We start from the raw sequence: 18,142 nt of genomic DNA, 5'->3' as shown, positions 1-18,142 counted from the left end.
AATTCATCCATGGAAGAGCGCGTCTCGATTTTGATCTCGGACGGCGTCGCCGACGTGCGCCTGATGCGCGCCGACAAGATGAATGCGCTGGATCAGGCCATGTTCGAGGCCCTTGTCGCTGCGACCGAGCGGCTTTCGAAGGAAAAGGGCGTGCGCGTCGTCGTGCTGTCCGGCGAGGGCCGCGCTTTCTGCGCCGGCCTCGACATGGGGCGTTTTGCCGCCATGAAGGAGAAGGGTGGCAACGGAATTCCGGGTGGCGAAAATCGTGACCTCACCAAGCGCACGCATGGGCAGGCGAACTTTCCGCAGGCCGCGGTGTGGGGCTGGCGTCAGCTTCCGGTGCCTGTGATTGCGGCCGTCCACGGCGTTGCTTTCGGCGGCGGCTTCCAGCTCTCGCTCGGCGCCGACATGCGCTTCCTCGCACCCGATACGCGGATGTCGATCATGGAGATCAAATGGGGCCTCGTGCCCGACATGGCGGGCACGCCGATCCTGGCAAGCCTGGTGCGCGACGACATCCTGCGCGATCTCACCTACACCGGCCGCATCTTCTCCGCGCAGGAGGCGATGACTTACGGCCTCGCCACCCGCATCTGCGACGATCCGCGCGCAGCGGCCCTGGAAGCCGCGCGCGAGATCGCTGGCAAGAGTCCCGACGCGATCCGTGCGGCAAAACGCCTGCTCAACAATCTCTCGGTCGATCCGGGCCCCGCGCTGCTCGCCGAATCCGTCGAGCAGCAGAAGCTGATCGGCAGCGCGAACCAGACCGAGGCGGTGCGGGCCAATCTGGAGAAGCGCGCGCCGAAGTTTGCGGATTAACACAGACCTCATCCCGACGAGCCGCGCAGCGGCGTCTCGAGGGATGGGCCACGGGCTCTCATGGTTCGAGACGGCGCTTTGCGCCTCCTCACCATGAGGGCGACTTTGAACAAGAAGAAGAACAAATGAGCGAAACGTCTCAATTCCTGGGCATCGTCTCCGGCAACCGTCGCCGCTCTCACGCCGAGGTCGCTGACCGTGCCGACCGCATCGCGAGTGGCCTTGCCGAGCTCGGCGTCAAGCCAGGTGATTGCGTCTGCATGCTGATGCGCAACGACATCGCCTTCCTGGAGGCCGCCTATGCTGCGATGCGGCTCGGCGCCTATGGCGTGCCCATCAACTGGCACTTCAAGCCGGAGGAGATCAATTACATCCTGGAGGATACCGGCACCTCCGTGCTGATCGGACATGCCGACATGCTGCATGCCTTGCGCGGTGCCATATCGAACGGCGTCACCGTGCTCAGCGTGCCGACGCCGCCGGAAATCCTGTCCAATTACAAGATCGATCCGGATCATCTGAAGATTCCGGAGTTCGCGATCGATTTTGAGTCTTGGCTCGCCCAGCAACAACCCTATGACGGCCCGGTCGTGCCGCAGCCGATGAGCATGATCTACACCTCGGGGACGACAGGCCATCCCAAGGGCGTCCGCCGCAATGCGCCGACGCCGGAGCAGCAGGCTGCCGGCGAGCGCATGCGCGCGATGATCTACGGCCTCAAGCCCGGCGCCCGCGCGCTGTTGCCGGGCCCGCTCTATCATTCCGCGCCCAACTCCTTCGGCATCCGCGCCGGCAAGCTCGGGGGCGCACTGGTGCTGATGCCGCGCTTCGAGGCCGAAGAATTTCTCGAACTCATCGAACGATACAGGATCGACACCATCTTCATGGTGCCGACCATGTTCATCCGCCTGATGAAGCTGCCGGAAGAGGTGCGCAGGAAATATGACGTCTCCTCGCTGCGCCACGTCATCCATGCCGCCGCGCCATGTCCGGCCGACGTCAAGCGCGCCATGATCGAATGGTGGGGACCGGTGATCTACGAATTCTACGGCTCGACTGAGTCCAGCGCGGTCACCTTCGCAACCTCGGAGGATGCGCTGAAGAAGCCCGGCACGGTCGGCAGGATCTCGCCCGGCGCGGAACTGCGCTTCATCGGGGATGACGGCCGCGTGCTTCCGGTGGGCGAAGTCGGCGAGATCTATTCCTGCATGGCCGGGATGGCCGATTTCACCTACCACAACAAGCCGGAGAAGCGCGCCGAGATCGACCGCGATGGCTTCATCACCTCCGGCGATGTCGGCTACATCGACGAGGACGGTTACGTCTTCATCTGCGACCGTAAGCGCGACATGGTGATCTCAGGCGGCGTCAACATCTATCCGGCCGAGATCGAATCCGTGCTGCACGCAGTGCCTGGCGTGCATGATTGCGCCGTGTTCGGCATCCCCGATGCCGAGTTCGGGGAGGCGCTGATGGCGGTGGTCGAGCCGCAGGCCGGCATCACGCTCGAGGCCGCCGAGGTCCGGGCGCGATTGAAGGCTTCGCTCGCCGACTACAAGGTGCCGAAGCACATCGAGATCCGCAGCGGGCTGCCGCGCGAAGATTCCGGAAAAATCTTCAAGCGCCGCCTGCGCGATCCCTATTGGGAGCAGGCCGGACGCAAGATCTAGCCGGGTGCGCAAGGCGATACCCGGGACAGTGAGAGCCAAGGTCCCGGATGTCGCCTCGCGCAGCCGGGCTTCGTTTTGTGGGTATCGAGCCGTCTTCGCAGAGACAGATTTCGAACCTATATAGATGGCGTCATCCACCTTCGGATCATCCCATGGCTCCCGTTTCCATCCTGCTCAACCTGCTCTGGATCCTCATCGGCGGCGCCTGGATGGCGTTCGGCTGGCTGATCGCCGCGGTCATCATGGCCATCACTATCATCGGCCTGCCCTGGGCGCGGGCGGCCTTCAACATCGCCGTCTACACGCTGCTGCCATTCGGCTCGAAGGCGGTGCGGCGCGACGAGGTCACCGGGATGAGCGATATCGGCACCGGCCCGCTCGGGGTGATCGGCAATATCATCTGGTTCGTGCTCGCCGGCTGGTGGCTGGCCCTCGGCCATCTCCTCACCGCCCTGGTTCTCGCCGTGACCATCATCGGCATCCCCTTCGCCTGGGCGCATTTGAAGCTCGCAGGCATCGCGCTGTGGCCGATCGGCAAGGTGGTCGTGCCGGCTTAGGCATGGACCTGTCAACGACGGCCTCCGGCGGCAGAGCGGAAGTGGCCCAGCTTGCGGGCCTCGTCGGTTGATGACGCAACTCGGACGTGAACCAAGATGGGAAGCTGTTCGCTCCGCATCGACGCTGGCGATACGGCGCGTCATCTCGTCCGCGCGGGCCGCCACGGCAAGGAGCAATCACTCTCGTCGCTCTCAGGACCGAGCGAGTTGGCTAGGGCGCCACGTCGCACTCAGTTCGTCAATATTTCTTACGGTAATTCCCCGGAGTTGCTGTTTTGTCAAACCCGGTCTGGGATGTGGCATTCGACGCCTCCGCTGTGGGCAACACCCGCGCTGCAATCGAATCGTACATTGAGTTGGAGACGATCATGCGCAACATCGTACTGGTGATGGTATTCGTGGTCTCGCTGGCGGCTCCGGCTTTGGCTCAGAAGCCCGAGATTGAAGCGATCAACACCAAATTTATTGAATTCTTCAACAAGGGCGATTTCTCTGGTATCGGCTCGCTCTATACCGCTGATGCGATCGCGATGCCGCCCGGCTCCTCGTTGGTGCAGGGCCGAGCAGCCATCGAAGTAATGTGGAAAGGCATGGCGGATCAAGTCGGCGACCCGAAGCTCACAACTGTTGACGTGAAGTCGCTCGGCCCTTCGGCGGCACGCGAGATCGGCACGTTTGCTCTGAAGACCAAAGGGCCGACACCGCAGGAAGTGACTGGGAAGTACGTCGTTGTTTGGGAAAAGGTCGGAAATGACTGGAAGCTCGCCACCGACATATGGAACGAGGGCAAGTAGGCCGCCCGTAGGCGTACGTGTCCGTTATTGGGCGAAGTCACGGCTCGTGTCATGGAGGTCCGGCTTTTGCGGCAGAGCGGACCAGATTTTCTCATCCTGAGTTTCGCAGTTTGACCCAGGGCGGACCTCGCTCCGTTGCAGCGCGGTCAACTCCGCAATTGAAATCGAGCCTGCGCGGGCTCGGAACGTAACTCAAGCGGGTATGAGATTAATGACTCGCATTGCTATCTGCGCACGAGACCGAGAAAGTCTCGGCGCGGGTCCACAACGGGGCCGGTCCATGTGGCCGGAATTACATCGAGAAGTTCAACGTCCTGTTCCTATTTCGGCGATAAGGCCACGGCAGCGGTGTATCGTGCCGGCCTCAAGTTCGCGATCGAGCGAGGCTGGCTCGAGTTGCACGAGAGTGACACCTACGTGAAGTTCACCCCAGCCGGCGCCGGTCTGTTCGCTTAAGCTCGGCGCTTCCGCCAGCGGCTTTGCTTCAGCCAGCGGCTTTCGCGTCACATCATCTTCAGACGCTGGACGGCACGTCGTTAGAACAAACGCCGACCTGCTACATTGCCATTCACTGCCGAGGGCGGCACTCGAGACAGGCCGGGGAGCAGCGGCCACGACCAATAAAGCAGCCGCAGCGGCCAGGGAATTTGCGATGACGAGCTTGCGTCCTTTGCGATTCCAAGTTGCGCCGATCATGGCCGTCGCTCCTTTTGCAGGTCAGTGAGGACGCTAGGCCGAGTTTGTTTCGGGATGGCTTCGTGGCCGCGCAAATCGGTCTCGTTCACGCGGCAGTGATGGTTTGGGCGGAGCGGGTCTCTTACTACGCTCCTGGGTGTACAGGTTGCGATCAGCTGCTTCGACGGACGGTGGAACCGCCGGTATGAAATGCCTGCCTCGGACGACCTCAAGGCATCGGGCTTGAAATCTCGGAAATAGTCCGCCCATTCCGTTCGCTCGCCGGCAAGGAGCGCAGCGATATCACGAAGTGCGACTGCCGCGCGGTGGCTGCTGGAGATCAGCCACCACGCGACAGCGCGATCTACCGCGTGGGGTCGATCGCAACAACGGGAGAGAGGGCCAGCGCTGTAATCGCGCGTCCTCCGCTGCTGGCGGTCCGCTCATCGCGTGCCCCTTGGCGCGGCATCAGGACCGGCGCGGATATGCCAGCCGCAGGCGTTTCCTGTTGCGCGTTGGCCGGTCCCAATATCACGAACTGGTGCGGCGTAATCGAAAAGCCCAGGACTTCATACGTCGGTAGTTCTGCAGCATTGGCTCCGACTGTTCCCATCACGAGGGCTGCGGCGGCGGCAAGCGACAAGCGATTCCACATCGTAATCTCCATCGGTAATGGTGGCCCTGACCTCGCGAGTAGACTACCGACCCGCCGCAATGGACCTGTCGGCGCGCGCGTGATAAATTCGCAAAATCGTCGGACCGGGTCTTTTTGCACCCTGAGTACAGGGCCGGCGGATATGGCGAAGGCAAACCTCGCACTTCTTGGCAGTTTCCGGCTCCAAACGGACACCGGAGAGCCCATCCCGTTGGCCACCAAGAAGACGACAGCCCTGCTGGCCTATCTGGCACTGCACCCGGACGACCCGCAGGCGCGACCAAAGCTTGCGGCGCTGTTGTGGGGCGACCACGATGAGGCGCAGGCCCGCGACAGTCTGCGACAGGCGCTGAGCCTTTTGCGCAAGGCTTTGTCGCACATCTGTCCTACCGCATTGGTCGCTCAGGAGGACACCATCCGCCTTGAGCCGGCCGCCCTCGAAATCGATGCAAGGGTGTTCGAGGAGCTTATCGCGGAGCCGGGCGTGGCAAACCTGGAGCGGGCCATCGGACTCTATCGTGGCGAATTCCTCGACGGCTTTCAGGTGTCGGCACCAGAATTTGAAAGCTGGGCAGCGGCGGAACGTCAGCGATTCCGTGAACTCGCCTTGGAAGGCATGGCGAAGCTGCTCGATCATCACCTGTCCGCAGGAGTGATCGAACGTGGCATTCACATTGCGACCCGCCTGCTTGCCGCAGATCCCCTGCAAGAGCGTGTTCATCGCACCCTGATGGGGCTGTATGCCCGGCAGGGCAGACAGGGCGCGGCGCTCCGCCAGTATCGAACCTGCGCCGAACTGCTCTCCAGGGAATTGGGAATTGAGCCCGACGCGCAGACCAAGACATTGCAGCGCCATCTCTTGCGAGAGTGGAACCGTACGCAGCCCAAAGCCTCAGCGATATGTAGTTCGGTGCCACAGGGTGCGGTCGGCTGGATCGATCAAGTGCCCGACACGGAAGGCCTGAGCAGAAGCATTCCGCCATCGGTGCATGCGAATGCCGCGCCGGGTAATCTCCCCGTCCAGGCAACAAGCTTTCTGGGCCGCGACAGAGATGTCGCCAGAGCCGGCCGGATACTTTCCAGCGCGCGGCTGGTCACGCTGACCGGCCCCGGCGGGATCGGCAAGACACGGCTCGCCCTCCAGCTTGCGGCGACGATGCGTGACAACTATCCGGATGGCACGTGGCTGGTGGAGCTTGCCGCTTTCGATGATCCCAATGCGACCGGTCACGCCGTCGCCGACGTCTTCGGCATCACACAACAACCCGGCAAGACGATCGAGCAAAGCGTCGCCAATGCGCTTGCCGGACGGAGCCTGCTTCTCATTCTCGACAACTGCGAGCACTTGATCGATGCGATAGCCGGCCTTGCACGGGAGATCCTGTCAACATGCCCGCATGTCAGCCTGCTGGCGACCAGCCGGGAGACGCTGATGGTCCACGGCGAGCGGACCTACCCGGTGCTTCCCCTCGAGTGCGGCGACGGAATCGATGCGCCAGCGGTGGAGCTGTTCGTGGAGCGCGCGCGATTCGTGGAGCCACACTTCGAACTCAATGGTGACGCCGACACGATCTGTGAAATATGCCGCCGCCTTGATGGCATTCCGCTGGCCATCGAGCTCGCAGCAGCCCGAACGCGGGCAATGAGTCCCACTCAGATCCGCGATCGCCTGCATGAACGCTTCCGTCTGCTCACCAGCGGGTCGCGACACGTCTTGAAGCGACATCAGACGCTGCGCCACGCCGTCGAATGGTCGTATGACCTGTTGTCGCCATCCGAGAAGGCCGTGCTTTCGCGCGCATCGGTATTTTCCGGAGGTTTCGGGCTGGAGGCTGCCGAGCGCATCTGTAGCGGCGGCGACATCGCGGCCGCCGATGTTCTCTATCTCCTGGACTCACTGGTACGAAAATCGCTGCTCAGCGCCAAACGGGTCGGGAATGCAGTTCGCTACAGCCAGCTCGAAACCATCAGACAGTTTGCCGAGGAGCGGCTCGCGATGCTGGGTGAAACAGAGGTCTTTCGGGGCCGCCATGCGCAATTTTTCGCGGAGGATGCTGAGACGCACCATAGGATTTGGCGAAGCCCGCAGCAATTGATGGCTTATGTCTGGCTCGATCAGGAAGTGGACAATTTGCGCGCGGCGTTTCGGTGGGCGAGCAGCCAAGATGATATCGATGTTGCGGCCCGGATCGCATCCAGGGTCCCGAGCATGGCGGTCCTCCGCGTGCGCAGCGAACCGCTCAATTGGCCGACGGAGATCGTCGATGCGGCACGACGCGCCGGCCATCGCCGGCTCGGCGCCCTGCTGACTTATGCAGCAAAAAGGGCCTGGAACCTGGGACGTGTTCAAGAGGCGACGCTCTACGCCGAGGAAGCGACAGCGCTGATAGGCAATGCCAACTTCGACCCGCCAGTCTGGGCGTTCTCTGTTCTGGCCATGATTGCGTCCCGACAGGGCAATGCCGAAAGCGCTGTCAAGTTTGCGCGTGCCGGCGCCGAGCACCCGGCGGACCGACGCGAGCGGCAATGCCTGGCGACGCTTCCTTTTTACCTGGCGATGGCCGGCGCGCATGACGAGGCGATGGCGATCGCCGACGACATCGTTGACAAGGTTGCGGCCGCGCGAACGCCAAGTTCGCTCATCGCGGCGCTGTTTTCCAAGGGAAGAGCCTTTAGCGAGGCCAACCCAAGGTGTGCCCTGGATGCGTTGGAGATGGCCCTTGCTCATGCAAGGACATCCGGTAATCGCTACTGGGAGATCGTCATCATCCCCGCCGTCGCGGAGTTGCAGGTGCGGAGCGGCGATCCGGTCAAGACGTTGCGAACCCTGCCGCGAATGCTCGAGATCTGGGGCCAGTCAACAGAGATAGGTCTTGCGACCCTCACGACCGCCACCCTTATTTTGCTGTTTGAGCGGCTCGGCCACCCGACGGTCGCGGCCACGCTTAGCGGAGCCCTTTCCCAAATGATCCCGTCCACCAGCTTCTTCCAGGAGTTGCCCGACACTCTCGCCCGCGTTCGCGATGTGATGGGCGAGGCCGCCTTCGCGGAGGCCAAGCGGCATGGTGCGGCGATGGCTCACCGCGAGATGGTCGATTATGCGGCAAACCAGGTCCAGCACGCGCTGGCCGCGAGGGGTGCATCCAATGCCGAATGTCGATAAGTCTATCGGCGGATTGGTCAGGAATGAATGGCCGCTGATGGCCCTTAGCTGCCTCGCCCGACCATCCAACGACCGTCTGCTTTCAGCTGGAGAGCGGATTAGGGCCGTGAAGTCTCTTCGCTTCAGCATGTGACCCCAGAGCGGACCTGCCAGTGTGGCGCAGAATGCGAGAGCTGTATGAGACTGTCGCAGTCCCGTTGCGCCCAGAGGTCGCGACCCCCATCACTGGAGTAGGGCGGTACTCCCACGGCAGATGTTGACCCGAAGCCTGACTTGGAAGCCCTCCTACACCGCCATCATCCGCTGGCCAAGACTATGTCGAAATCCGCGACCATCGCGTGCTTCTCGAGGTGGGATGGCGGCTCTTGCAAGTTGACGATCAGTCGGTCGGGGTGCGGAGCCGCGTTGAGCCAGCGGTCGGTCAGGTTTTCGGCTTCGCCAGCGAAATAGAGCTGGGTTACCAGGCGATCGAACTGGCCGTCGACGGTGAGGTGAATGTGCGGCGGCCTGATTTCGCCTTCTGCCGTCGGATAGCGGCCCGGTTTTATCGTACGAAAACTGTAGCAGCCGGACGCGTCTGCGGTCAGGCGCGCGAAACCCTTGAAATTGGGGTCGACCGGCGCTGGGTTCATATCGCTCGGATGACGATATTTCCCTGCAGCGTTTGCTTGCCAGATTTCGATGAGTGCATGCGACACCGGCTCTCCAGAAGGAGTGAGCACGCGCCCCCTGACATAGATGAGCTGGCCCTGCGCCTCGGCGGCGCTGCCCATTGGGCGCGCCAGATTGGTTGCCAGGTCGGGACGTTCCCGAATTGGATAGAACGGGCCGACGATCTGCGGCGGCGTGATCGCAAATGCTGCTTCATCGCGGCGGCCCGTCCGGCCTTTGGGTCCGGCATCGCTCATTAGGGTAGCTTGATGTTCGCGTCCTTGACGATCTTGGCCCAATGGGCAACATCGGACCGGATTCCATCGCCAAATTCTGCGGCGGTGCCGCCGACGGGCACGGCTCCTATCTTGTCGAGCGAAGCGCGGATTTTAGGCTCAGCAAGAACCTTGTTGATCGCTTTGTTGAGCTGCAAGGTGATCTCCGCGGGCGTGCCTCGCCTGGCGGCAAAGCCGATCCAATCGGCCGTCACGAGATCTGGAAAGCCTGCTTCGGCCACCGAGGGAACGCTCTTGAGGGCGGCGATCCGCGCAGGCGCGGCGACGGCGAGGGCGCGCAGCTTGCCGGTCTCGATGAGGTCGATGACCGGAAGCGTGGTCACGAACATGTATTCAACGTTGCCGCCGATCAGATCGGCGATAGCCTGCGAAAACTGCTGATAGGGTACGTGGGTGGCGTGCACGCCGGCCTGCAATGCGAACATCTCGCCAATCAGGTGCGAAGGTGTGCCGAAGCCAGCGGACGCGAAGTTGAGTTTTCCGGGCTTGCTCTTGAGCAGCGCGACCAGTTCGGGCAGGGAATTGACGGGCAACGATGGCGTGGTGACGAGCACCGTGTAGGACGTCGATATCTTGACGACCGGATCGAAATCCGCGTCGGGTCGTGTCTCTGCCTTCGGAAGCAGGGTCGGAGTAACCATCATTGGCAAGCTCATGGTGAGCAGCGTGTAGCCGTCCGCCGGACGGCCGCTTACGTCATTCATTGCGATGGTTTGCAAAGCGCCCGGCCGATCTTCCACGACGAGCCGCCAACCTTCGTTGGCCGCAAGTCCATCGGCCACCAGGCGACTGATGATGTCGGGCGGCGTGCCGGCACTCGTCGGGACGACAATTCGAATGAGGTTGGATGGATAGGTTTGCGCGGCGACCTGACGGGCCGACAACGATGCTGCAAGGGCCCCCAGCAGGAACGTGCGACGGGGCAGGCGGAAGTACGGTATCTCCGACATGGTGCTGCTCCAAAGCTCGCAAGTGAGAAGTCACTATCGATTTGCAGCTTGTTCCTGATACCTATATATGGAAAGTTCTATTTTCCGATCCTTCTATTCCGTTTCGGAAAGGGTCGCATGTTCGACGCATCCCAGATTAGTCAGCGTATCAAGCTGCGGCAGCTGAATGTCTTCATCGCTGTCGTCGAGCACGGGAGCATGGCGAAGGCGGCCGAGCACCTTGCCATTTCGCAGCCCGTCATTTCCAAGATGATCGCGAGCCTCGAGCAAACGCTTGGCCTTCCGCTCCTCGAGCGAAGCCGTCTCGGGGTGGCGCCCACGCTCTATGGCGAGGCGTTGCTCAAACGTAGCATCGCCCTGAGCAACGATTTGCGAAGTGGCGTGGACGAGCTGCAAGCGCTGGCTGATCCGACAACCGGCGAATTGCGCATCGGCAGTACGGAACCTGTGATGGCTGGCCTGCTGCCTGCCATCATCGATCGGCTATCCCGCCAATATCCGAGGCTCGCGCTTCATATCATCGAGGGCGAACCGCCGGAGCTTCAGGACCGGCATCTGCGCAACCACGATATCGATCTGATGATCGGACGGCTGCCGAGCCCGGCGCCGGCTGCTGACACCGATGTGCGGGAGCTGTTGCACGAAAGCGGCGTCGTCGTTGCAGGCTTGAACAATCCGTGGGTGCGGCGGCGCAAGATCCGCCTCGCCGAGTTGGTCAACGAGCGCTGGTGCCTGCCACCGCGCGAAAGTTTTCCGGGCGGCTGGATTGCTAATGCATTTCACGCGTCCGCACTCGAGGTGCCGCGGCCCAGCGTGACCGTGTACTCGATTCTGATGCAGTCGGCATTGCTGTCATCGGAGCGCTTCCTGAGCTTTCTTCCGGCATCGATGCTGCATTTCAGCGCCAAGCGGCTGTCGATGAAAATCTTGCCTGTCGAAATGCCTGCGCAGATGTGGCCGATCGGAATCATCACGCTGAAGGGCCGAACTCCCAATCCAGCGCGGCGGCTATTCATAGACTGCGCGCTGGAGATAGCCAAGCCGCTCGCTGGCAAGCGAACACCCTGACCGGTAAATTCAGGCGATGCACTTCCTAATGGCCCCACAGCGGACTTTACCAGTCGCCATCAAACGCGCAGCGCAAGCACAAATTTGCATCTCGACAGGCCGATTCGAAGCTGCGAAGGGAAAGGGATTGAATTCATTATCTTAGTCGGGGGCGAACGATGATTAGGATCATTCTTTCTGGCGTCGCCTCAGTCCTGTTCATCCAAGCAGCCATTGGTCAACAGTACGGCACCGCAAGTGAGGCGCGCGCCATGCTCGAAAGGGTCGTCTCCGGCATTAAGGCCGACCCGGCTGCAACAATCGAAAAAATCAATAAGAGCGACCCGAGCTTCAGCGACCGGGACTTGTATCCGACCTGCGCGGGCTCGGACGGCAAGATGGTGGCCAATCCCAACCGTGCGCGCCTCGGCCTTGTTCAGAAGGATAGTAAAGACGCCTCGGGCAAGCCGTATGGGGAAGAACTGGCTCGCGCCCAAGAGGGAGTTTTTTCAGAAGTCAGCTATCTATCGCCACGTCCCGGTGCTGACAAAACACCCGTTTCGAAGGTCGCTTTCGTTACCAAAATCGCGGGATACATTTGTCTTGTAGGGTACTCACCATAGGTCGAGTGCCGTCTGGATTTTGCGCTGAGGGTCCTGCCTTCCAAGAAGATTATCCTGCAATCCATTTTGAGGTGTCGGAAATGCGTCGGTCTATTGCCATTGCAACCACGTTGCTCAGCCTTCAGTCAGCCTCGGCGGGTCCAATGCCTCCGGATAAAGCTGAGGCGGTTAAGGCAATGGGCGCTGTGATAAATGCTCCCGAAACGGGAAAGTTGTACGCGCCGCTGCAAGCGAAAGAGCCGTATGAAAATGTAACAGTCGATCGAAACATCAAGTACGGCCAACACGAGCGAAATCTGCTGGACGTGTTTCGGGCAACGACCGCCGAGGCTCGTCCCGTTCTCATCTTCGTTCACGGCGGCGGATATGAGAGGGGCGACAAGCGCGCCGGCTCAAGCCCCTACTATGACAATGTCATGTTGTGGGCGACGAAGAATGGGATGGTCGGAGTCAACATGACCTACCGGCTCGCGCCCGACTATCCCTGGCCCGCGGCGGCGGACGATGTCGCGTCGGCAGTGGCATGGACAAAGGAGAAAATCCGGGACTACGGGGGCGATCCAAACCGCATTTTTCTGATGGGGCACTCTGCCGGGGCATCGCACGTCGGCAGTTACCTAGCGCGCGCAGCCGTGCCCGTGGTCGTCGGTGCAATACTTGTGTCCGGCACATATGACCTTCGCCCCCAAATCGAAGTGGCGGGGCAGAAATCTTATTTCGGCGCGGATACCGAATTGTGGCGGGAGCGATCCTCGCTAAATGGCTTGGCCCAATCAAAGCTGCCATTGTTAGTCGTGCGCGGAGAAATTGATGTTCCGTACTACATCGACCAAGCAGAAACTCTGAAGGCTGCGATGTGCGCTAACAATCACTGCCAAACGTTTGCGGTGCTGAAAGGCCATAGCCACATGTCGGAAATTTACTCAGTGAATACGGAAGACACGACTCTTACAGATACAATCCTCGCGTTTGTAAAGGGACTGAAATAGTCGCGTCTAATTAACGATCATCGGCGGCGGACGAATTCATTTCGCGCGCCGTTCGCGCATTGTCGTGCGGGACTGCGGCACGCCGCGTAAACTTCGGGCATCCTTTCGGTTAACGATGATGGCCGCTACTGGCCCTGAGGCGATCATGCTGCCCGGTGCAACCACAACGGTTCACCGTCACGCCGGACCAGAGCTGATTCACGTCGTACAAGGCGAAGGATGCATGGAGACGCCAGAGGGCAGGCAAATCGGCCGACCGGGAGGCAGCCAGTCATTGTGCGCGCGAACGTCCCGCACAAGCCGACCGCCACGGGCACTGTCGAACGGCGTGCATTGGCGCTCGTCCTGCACGATACGCGGGAACCTTGGGTCAATCGGGCACACGATCACGGCTGGCAAGAAAAAGGACTGTGCAAGGCCGTGGAATAGCTATCGGCACCGAAATTGGAATGACGAAGTCCGCAAGTTGCCCCGTGCCGACCTCAGCTGAGCGCGCCGCGAGGTCCGCTTACTAAAGGTGACCCGAACAAGGCGATCCGAGCGGGCCAAGGCAGCCTTTGACCCAAACCGGACCTCGCGCCTCATCGTGGCTCGCGATTATTGTCGCTACCTTCATCCCAGAGCCATTTTCCGGCAATCACCGCCGTAGCCATCCCGGCTAACTGCGCCGCGATGAAGGCGACCACACCTGCGGGAGCAATTCCCGCGAACGTGTTAGACGTAGCCCGCGCAATAGTAACGGCAGGATTGGCAAATGAAGTCGAGGCCGTGAACCAGTAAGCCGAGGTGATGTAGAGACCGACAGCGTAGGGTATCGCCGACGACGCTCGCGCAACACAACCGAAAATCGTAAGAAGAAGTCCGAAGGTCGCGACCGCCTCCGCAAACCATTGCCCGCCTCCCGAGCGCACAGTCGTCGAGAATTGCCATACCGGCAGGTCAAACATCAGATGCGCGGCCCAGACGCCCGCCATTCCGCCGATGACTTGCATGGCGATGTAAAGCGCTGCGTCAGGCCACGACAGTTCCCTACGCAGGCCGAAAGCAATTGAGACAGCGGGATTGAAATGTGCGCCTGAGATCGGTCCGAAGATTAGGATCAATACAACGAGGATTGCGCCGGTCGGTATAGTGTTGCAGAGAAGCGCGAGCGCGACGTTCCCGCCCGCGAGGTTTTGAGCCATAATGCCCGAGCCGACCACGGCCGCTAACAGGAACGCCGTGCCTAACCATTCGGCGAAGGCGCGCTGTGCAAGCGTCGGCATCAGGTTGCCGAAGATCGTTGACCGCCGCGTTGGGCCGGGAGAAGGTCAAGGACGGCTTCCGAAGGCCTGCATAGGCGCACCGCCTTCGGCGTAACCACGATTGGACGATTTATCAAGATCGGATGCGCCATCATCGCATCAAGCAACTGATCATCAGTAAGGTTCGGCTTGTTTAAACCGAGATCATTGAACGGCGTGCCTTTCTCGCGAAGTACCGACCGCACGGGCACACCCATGCGCTCGATCAGTTGTTTGAGCAGCGCACGTGCCGGAGGTGTTTTCAGGTACTCGATCACGTGCGGCTCGATCCCCGCATTGCGGATCATGCCAAGCGTGTTGCGCGAGGTTCCGCAATCCAGGTTGTGGTAGATAATGACATCCATGATTAGCAGCACGCCGACGCTTTAGCCGTTGGCTGGGGCGCACAGCGCGCGCCGCTCTGCTTCTCGTGCGCGATGCGGGCTTCTTTCTCGCCCGAGCCATCTCCGTAGTTGATGCTTTCGCCGGTCGTCAGAAACGTTTCCCAAGCAATGCCAGCCGGGTCATCGATCCATGACTTCTCAGATTTGGCATAGCAGCATGCCGTCTGGCCTTGCTCAATTACATTGCCGCCTGCGGTGCGCAGGCGGGTATAGACCTCCTGCAATTCCTCGGCGTCCTCGACTTGAATGCCAAGATGATCAAGGCCAGCTTCCCGGCCTCGTGCAGAGATCGCGAAGTTTACGCGCGGATCGTCGAGCATCCACTTTGCATAATCGGATTTGACGACAGCGGGTTGGGCGGCGAACAGCGCCGAATAGAAGCCGATCGATTGGCTGAGATCATCAACGGCGACGTGAACATGCAGGCGTTTCATGGGATCACTCCTTCTAGGCTGGGACCTTCGCGCGCTTGCGCGCAGGCTTACAGGCGACGGCGGGCGTGCATTCGATGGTGCCGCCACAGCAGTTTTCGGTGAGATAGCCGAGCAGTTCATTCATGGTCTCGAATTGTGCAGCGTAGATCATCGAGCGGCCATCGCGGCGCACGGTGACAAGCCCCGCCATCCTTAGCCGATCCAAATGGAAGGTCAGCGTATTTGGCGCGAGGTCGAGAGCCGTTGACACCGCACCGGCCGACATTCCCTCTGGCCCGGCCTGCACCAACAACCGGAATACATCAAGCCGGTTATCTTGAGCGAGAGCAGCTAGGGCTGCTACAACATCCTTCTTTTTCATATTTCAACGAATATGGAAATGATTGGTTAATGTCAAGGATATTTCAGTAATTGCTGAAATACTGCGAGGGCCGCTACTGGCCCGAGGCTGCCGTTCAACAACGAGAGGTGAATGTCGGGTGTCGGAAGGCAACAGACGATTGCCGGGCTGCCACGGCAGAGGTTGACCCAAAGCGGTCATCTCACGTCGCGAAAGCGGGCCTCAAAGTACCCAGTGCTGGGCGATGGCTCATGTCCACTGCAGACATGGGCATTCGAGAGCGAAATGAAGTAGCAATGCACTGAACTTAGTGATTTTAGACTAGCTGAGAAGGCAAAAGAAGGGAAACGGGGCCGTGCATGTACTTTCCACGCTGGGCGGCCTGCTTGCTGGCCTAGTCCTTGGCGTTTTCACCGCATTCTTTCAGCTGATCGGACCGGCTGCACTCGCGCTCGGTGCCCAGCATTTGATGAATTACTCTCTCTCTCCTGAACCTGGCGGTCTATGCGATCCTGCTGTTTCTCGTGTTCTTCCGTGCGCTTGTCGGCAATGACAAGGCAACTCCAACGCAGTTGTTCGATCGATCTTTTGCCCGGCATTTGGCTCATGTATGCGTGGCCAACGTACGGAAGCTAGAGCTTTCCCACCGACGCCCATCTCTTGCTTTTTGCCCAAAGCCGACTTCGTCAACGTGTGCGCATCCGTCATCCGCGTCCTCTGGCCATTAAGGGAGTCTCGACCGCATCGCCGCTGATCGGTAGCGATGGCAGTGTTCTAGGCTTGCTAGCAGATGGTCAATCTGCGCTGTCCGCGAGTTGGTTCAAGGCGTTGGACGGCATGATCCACCGCCGCCACTCGAGGTTCTCCGTCGCACCGAGACCGTGGTAGAATGATTGCGCCAACCATTGTCGTTCAGCACGAACCAGCAGAAGCACTTGTGCCCTGTTGTACGCGCATGTAGCGCCATTTGGCGCATGAGCCTTTGACCGACGCGGCCGCCTCGGCACTCGGGTTCAACATAGAGCCACTTCAGCATCAAAAGCGGTCGCAGAGTATGCATGAACGGGATTTCGTAGTGGACCGCCTTTCCAGCAAGCCACCCTAGCCCCGTATCCGCGACGTAAGCGCCAAACTCAGGGCGCTCGCCGAAGCCACGGCGAAGCAGCTCCGCTTCGGTGAGGCTGAAGTTCTCACCGCGCTCAAAGCTGACGATCCCTCGCATTAGCCGAAGGAACTCCGGGACGTTGCCCTCGTTCATCGGCCGTATCGTGATTGCGGCAGTCGTTGGTTGCTGGAAGTTTGACGTTCGTGATCGGTCGCGGGACGGCTTTCACCTATAAGAATAAGCAGGTCGATTTGAAGACGCTCGGCAAGGACCTTGGTATCCGATGGGCGGTACAGGGCGCGGTGCAGCGGCCCGGAGATCGGGTCCGTATGAACGTATCACTTTCCGACCTGTCGACTGGTCGCGACGTCTGGTCGGACCGCTTTGACGGCGATCGGTCAAATCTTACGGCCCTACAGGAGCAGGTCACGGCTCGGCTCGCCCGCTCTCTCAACGTCGAACTCATCCAAGCCAAAAGCCGGCGCAGCCAAATGGACAGACCAACCAATCCAGACGCTGTGGATTTCAGCATGCGCGGCTGGGCGAAGCGCTATGGCCCACGGACCAAGTTGACGAATGCAGAGGCAAACGACTTGTTCGACAGCGCACTGCGCCTCGATCCGGACAACATAGATGCAATGATCGGCAAGACGTTGTGCATAGCGGATGGCGTGATCTACGGATGGTCATCATCGGTAGTCGAGGACAAGAAGAGGGCGATCAAGCTAATAGATCAAGCTCTTGCAAAACGCCCAGCGATCGCAAATGCGCACGTAGCCAAGGGAAACATTCTGAACTACGGGAATCCTGAGGAAGCTTTACCTGAATACGACGCAGCTTTGGAAATAGATCCTAATTCGCCCGTCGCGTATGCATCCAAGGGGATCGTACTTGTTACGGCGGGACGCGCGGCCGAAGCGTTTTCTCCGATTCAGATCGCTTTGCGCCTAAGCCCCAAAGATCCGCCTGCTGGGACTTGGCGTTTTTTCCTCTGTCACGCTGATGTTCGTCTAGGCCAATACAAGGAAGGTACGTCATGATGGTTGCTTTCCCAACGCCAGCGTCCTTGCCATCGCTATGCCGGGATTCCTTGCTGGTCGACGACCGGCGGCCGGCAGCCTTCCGGCCGATGCGAAGGCGGTTGTGACGATGCGTTCATCCTTCTTCCATCTGCCAAGGCGGACGCGCTCCAACGCCTTCGCATAATTACTCGCTTTGCCGGGCGGGCGAATCACGCCACATGTAAGTCAAGGGGCAGAGCGGAAAAATTCTGATTGACCGAATTCGTATTTTCGGGTAAATCGCAAAACATCCCGGCCCGTCAAAGGGGCGTTTCGCGATCGTCACGATACGTCGGCCGGGATGCGATGGACGCGGCAGCGCCGGCGCGTGACGAGGTGGCAGGGCGGGCTAAGCCTGTGAGCCATCGCGATCCGCGGGATCGACACGGCGCGGTCACAGCGTTTCCTTTCGAGTTCGGGGGCGAGCACGCGCGAGCTTCCGAATGGGTGGGAGGGACGTCCGCGGACGGCAAAAGCGTGTGGTCCTGACGCCCGGGGTCTGTGCGTCAAGTCTTGCGGTGATGTGAGCGGCCCAACCGGACCGCGGCATCAGCCATCGGCAAGGCGACGGGGGCAATAGTGCATCGCTCCCCGGGGAGCAACTGTGTTGAAGTAGACCGGTGATC

General features: G+C 60.6%; 17 protein-coding genes. 9 read left to right on the top strand and 8 right to left on the bottom strand.

What is annotated here, in order from left to right; genetic code table 11:
* Positions 1 to 9: 9 nt before the first annotated feature.
* The 4 genes from IVA92_RS08665 to IVA92_RS08650 all read left to right on the top strand — a co-directional run bounded on the left by IVA92_RS08665 (position 10) and on the right by IVA92_RS08650 (position 3,840).
* Complete coding sequence (locus IVA92_RS08665) at positions 10 to 819, top strand: crotonase/enoyl-CoA hydratase family protein (RefSeq protein WP_247279771.1); 810 nt, start codon at positions 10 to 12, stop codon at positions 817 to 819.
* Positions 820 to 944: 125 nt separating this feature from the next.
* A complete protein-coding gene (locus IVA92_RS08660) occupies positions 945 to 2,489 on the top strand; it encodes an acyl-CoA synthetase (protein WP_247279770.1) in 1,545 nt (514 codons plus the stop codon).
* 152 nt (positions 2,490 to 2,641) lie between these two features.
* A complete protein-coding gene (locus IVA92_RS08655) occupies positions 2,642 to 3,046 on the top strand; it encodes a YccF domain-containing protein (RefSeq protein WP_247279769.1) in 405 nt (134 codons plus the stop codon).
* 368 nt (positions 3,047 to 3,414) lie between these two features.
* A complete protein-coding gene (locus IVA92_RS08650) occupies positions 3,415 to 3,840 on the top strand; it encodes a DUF4440 domain-containing protein (protein WP_247279768.1) in 426 nt (141 codons plus the stop codon).
* 306 nt (positions 3,841 to 4,146) lie between these two features.
* Here IVA92_RS08650 and IVA92_RS08645 read toward each other — a convergent pair whose 3' ends face one another.
* Both IVA92_RS08645 and IVA92_RS08640 read right to left on the bottom strand, forming a co-directional pair.
* Complete coding sequence (locus tag IVA92_RS08645; RefSeq protein ID WP_247279767.1) at positions 4,147 to 4,536, bottom strand: hypothetical protein; 390 nt, start codon at positions 4,534 to 4,536, stop codon at positions 4,147 to 4,149.
* A 343-nt stretch (positions 4,537 to 4,879) separates the two neighbouring features.
* Positions 4,880 to 5,170, bottom strand: coding sequence for a hypothetical protein (locus IVA92_RS08640; RefSeq protein ID WP_247279766.1), 291 nt, complete (start codon positions 5,168 to 5,170; stop codon positions 4,880 to 4,882).
* 211 nt (positions 5,171 to 5,381) lie between these two features.
* Between IVA92_RS08640 and IVA92_RS08635 the strand changes: the two genes are divergently transcribed.
* Complete coding sequence (locus IVA92_RS08635; protein WP_247279765.1) at positions 5,382 to 8,333, top strand: BTAD domain-containing putative transcriptional regulator; 2,952 nt, start codon at positions 5,382 to 5,384, stop codon at positions 8,331 to 8,333.
* Positions 8,334 to 8,629: 296 nt separating this feature from the next.
* Here the strand turns inward: IVA92_RS08635 and IVA92_RS08630 are convergent, their stop codons facing one another.
* Together IVA92_RS08630 and IVA92_RS08625 are read right to left on the bottom strand one after the other, a co-directional pair.
* On the bottom strand, positions 8,630 to 9,241 hold the full coding sequence (locus IVA92_RS08630) for a protocatechuate 3,4-dioxygenase (protein ID WP_247279764.1): 612 nt from the start codon (positions 9,239 to 9,241) through the stop codon (positions 8,630 to 8,632).
* The gene (locus IVA92_RS08625; RefSeq protein WP_247279763.1) at positions 9,241 to 10,230 is read right to left on the bottom strand and encodes a tripartite tricarboxylate transporter substrate-binding protein; all 990 of its coding nucleotides are present in this window, start codon (positions 10,228 to 10,230) and stop codon (positions 9,241 to 9,243) included. The genes IVA92_RS08630 and IVA92_RS08625 overlap by 1 nt, the downstream gene beginning before the upstream one ends.
* Before the next feature lie 117 nt (positions 10,231 to 10,347).
* Between IVA92_RS08625 and IVA92_RS08620 the strand changes: the two genes are divergently transcribed.
* The 3 genes from IVA92_RS08620 to IVA92_RS08610 all read left to right on the top strand — a co-directional run bounded on the left by IVA92_RS08620 (position 10,348) and on the right by IVA92_RS08610 (position 12,889).
* On the top strand, positions 10,348 to 11,298 hold the full coding sequence (locus IVA92_RS08620; RefSeq protein WP_247279762.1) for a LysR family transcriptional regulator: 951 nt from the start codon (positions 10,348 to 10,350) through the stop codon (positions 11,296 to 11,298).
* A gap of 158 nt (positions 11,299 to 11,456) precedes the next feature.
* Entirely contained in the window at positions 11,457 to 11,900 is a 444-nt protein-coding gene (locus IVA92_RS08615; RefSeq protein ID WP_247279761.1) for a cache domain-containing protein, read from the top strand.
* Positions 11,901 to 12,043: 143 nt separating this feature from the next.
* The gene (locus IVA92_RS08610; RefSeq protein WP_247279760.1) at positions 12,044 to 12,889 is read left to right on the top strand and encodes an alpha/beta hydrolase; all 846 of its coding nucleotides are present in this window, start codon (positions 12,044 to 12,046) and stop codon (positions 12,887 to 12,889) included.
* 581 nt (positions 12,890 to 13,470) lie between these two features.
* Here IVA92_RS08610 and IVA92_RS08605 read toward each other — a convergent pair.
* Genes IVA92_RS08605 through IVA92_RS08590 form a run of 4 tightly spaced genes read right to left on the bottom strand, consistent with a single transcriptional unit; the run spans position 13,471 to position 15,371 of the window.
* Entirely contained in the window at positions 13,471 to 14,154 is a 684-nt protein-coding gene (locus IVA92_RS08605; protein WP_247279759.1) for an MIP/aquaporin family protein, read from the bottom strand.
* The gene (gene arsC, locus IVA92_RS08600; RefSeq protein ID WP_247279758.1) at positions 14,154 to 14,537 is read right to left on the bottom strand and encodes an arsenate reductase (glutaredoxin); all 384 of its coding nucleotides are present in this window, start codon (positions 14,535 to 14,537) and stop codon (positions 14,154 to 14,156) included. The genes IVA92_RS08605 and arsC overlap by 1 nt, the downstream gene beginning before the upstream one ends.
* Positions 14,538 to 14,539: 2 nt before the next feature.
* Positions 14,540 to 15,010, bottom strand: coding sequence for an ArsI/CadI family heavy metal resistance metalloenzyme (locus IVA92_RS08595; RefSeq protein ID WP_247279757.1), 471 nt, complete (start codon positions 15,008 to 15,010; stop codon positions 14,540 to 14,542).
* A 13-nt stretch (positions 15,011 to 15,023) separates the two neighbouring features.
* Positions 15,024 to 15,371, bottom strand: a complete 348-nt coding sequence (locus tag IVA92_RS08590) for a helix-turn-helix transcriptional regulator (protein WP_247279756.1) — start codon at positions 15,369 to 15,371, stop codon at positions 15,024 to 15,026.
* A gap of 1,287 nt (positions 15,372 to 16,658) precedes the next feature.
* Here IVA92_RS08590 and IVA92_RS08585 point away from each other — a divergent pair.
* Positions 16,659 to 17,495 carry a tetratricopeptide repeat protein gene (locus IVA92_RS08585; RefSeq protein WP_247279853.1) on the top strand — a complete coding sequence of 279 codons (837 nt, stop codon included), beginning with the start codon at positions 16,659 to 16,661 and terminating at the stop codon, positions 17,493 to 17,495.
* The last annotated feature ends 647 nt before the right edge of the window (positions 17,496 to 18,142 follow it).

It is taken from the genome of Bradyrhizobium sp. 154, from assembly GCF_023073875.1.
GTDB lineage: Bacteria > Pseudomonadota > Alphaproteobacteria > Rhizobiales > Xanthobacteraceae > Bradyrhizobium.
Note: the sequence above shows the minus strand (reverse complement) of the source record. Positions and strands in the feature narration are given on the sequence as shown.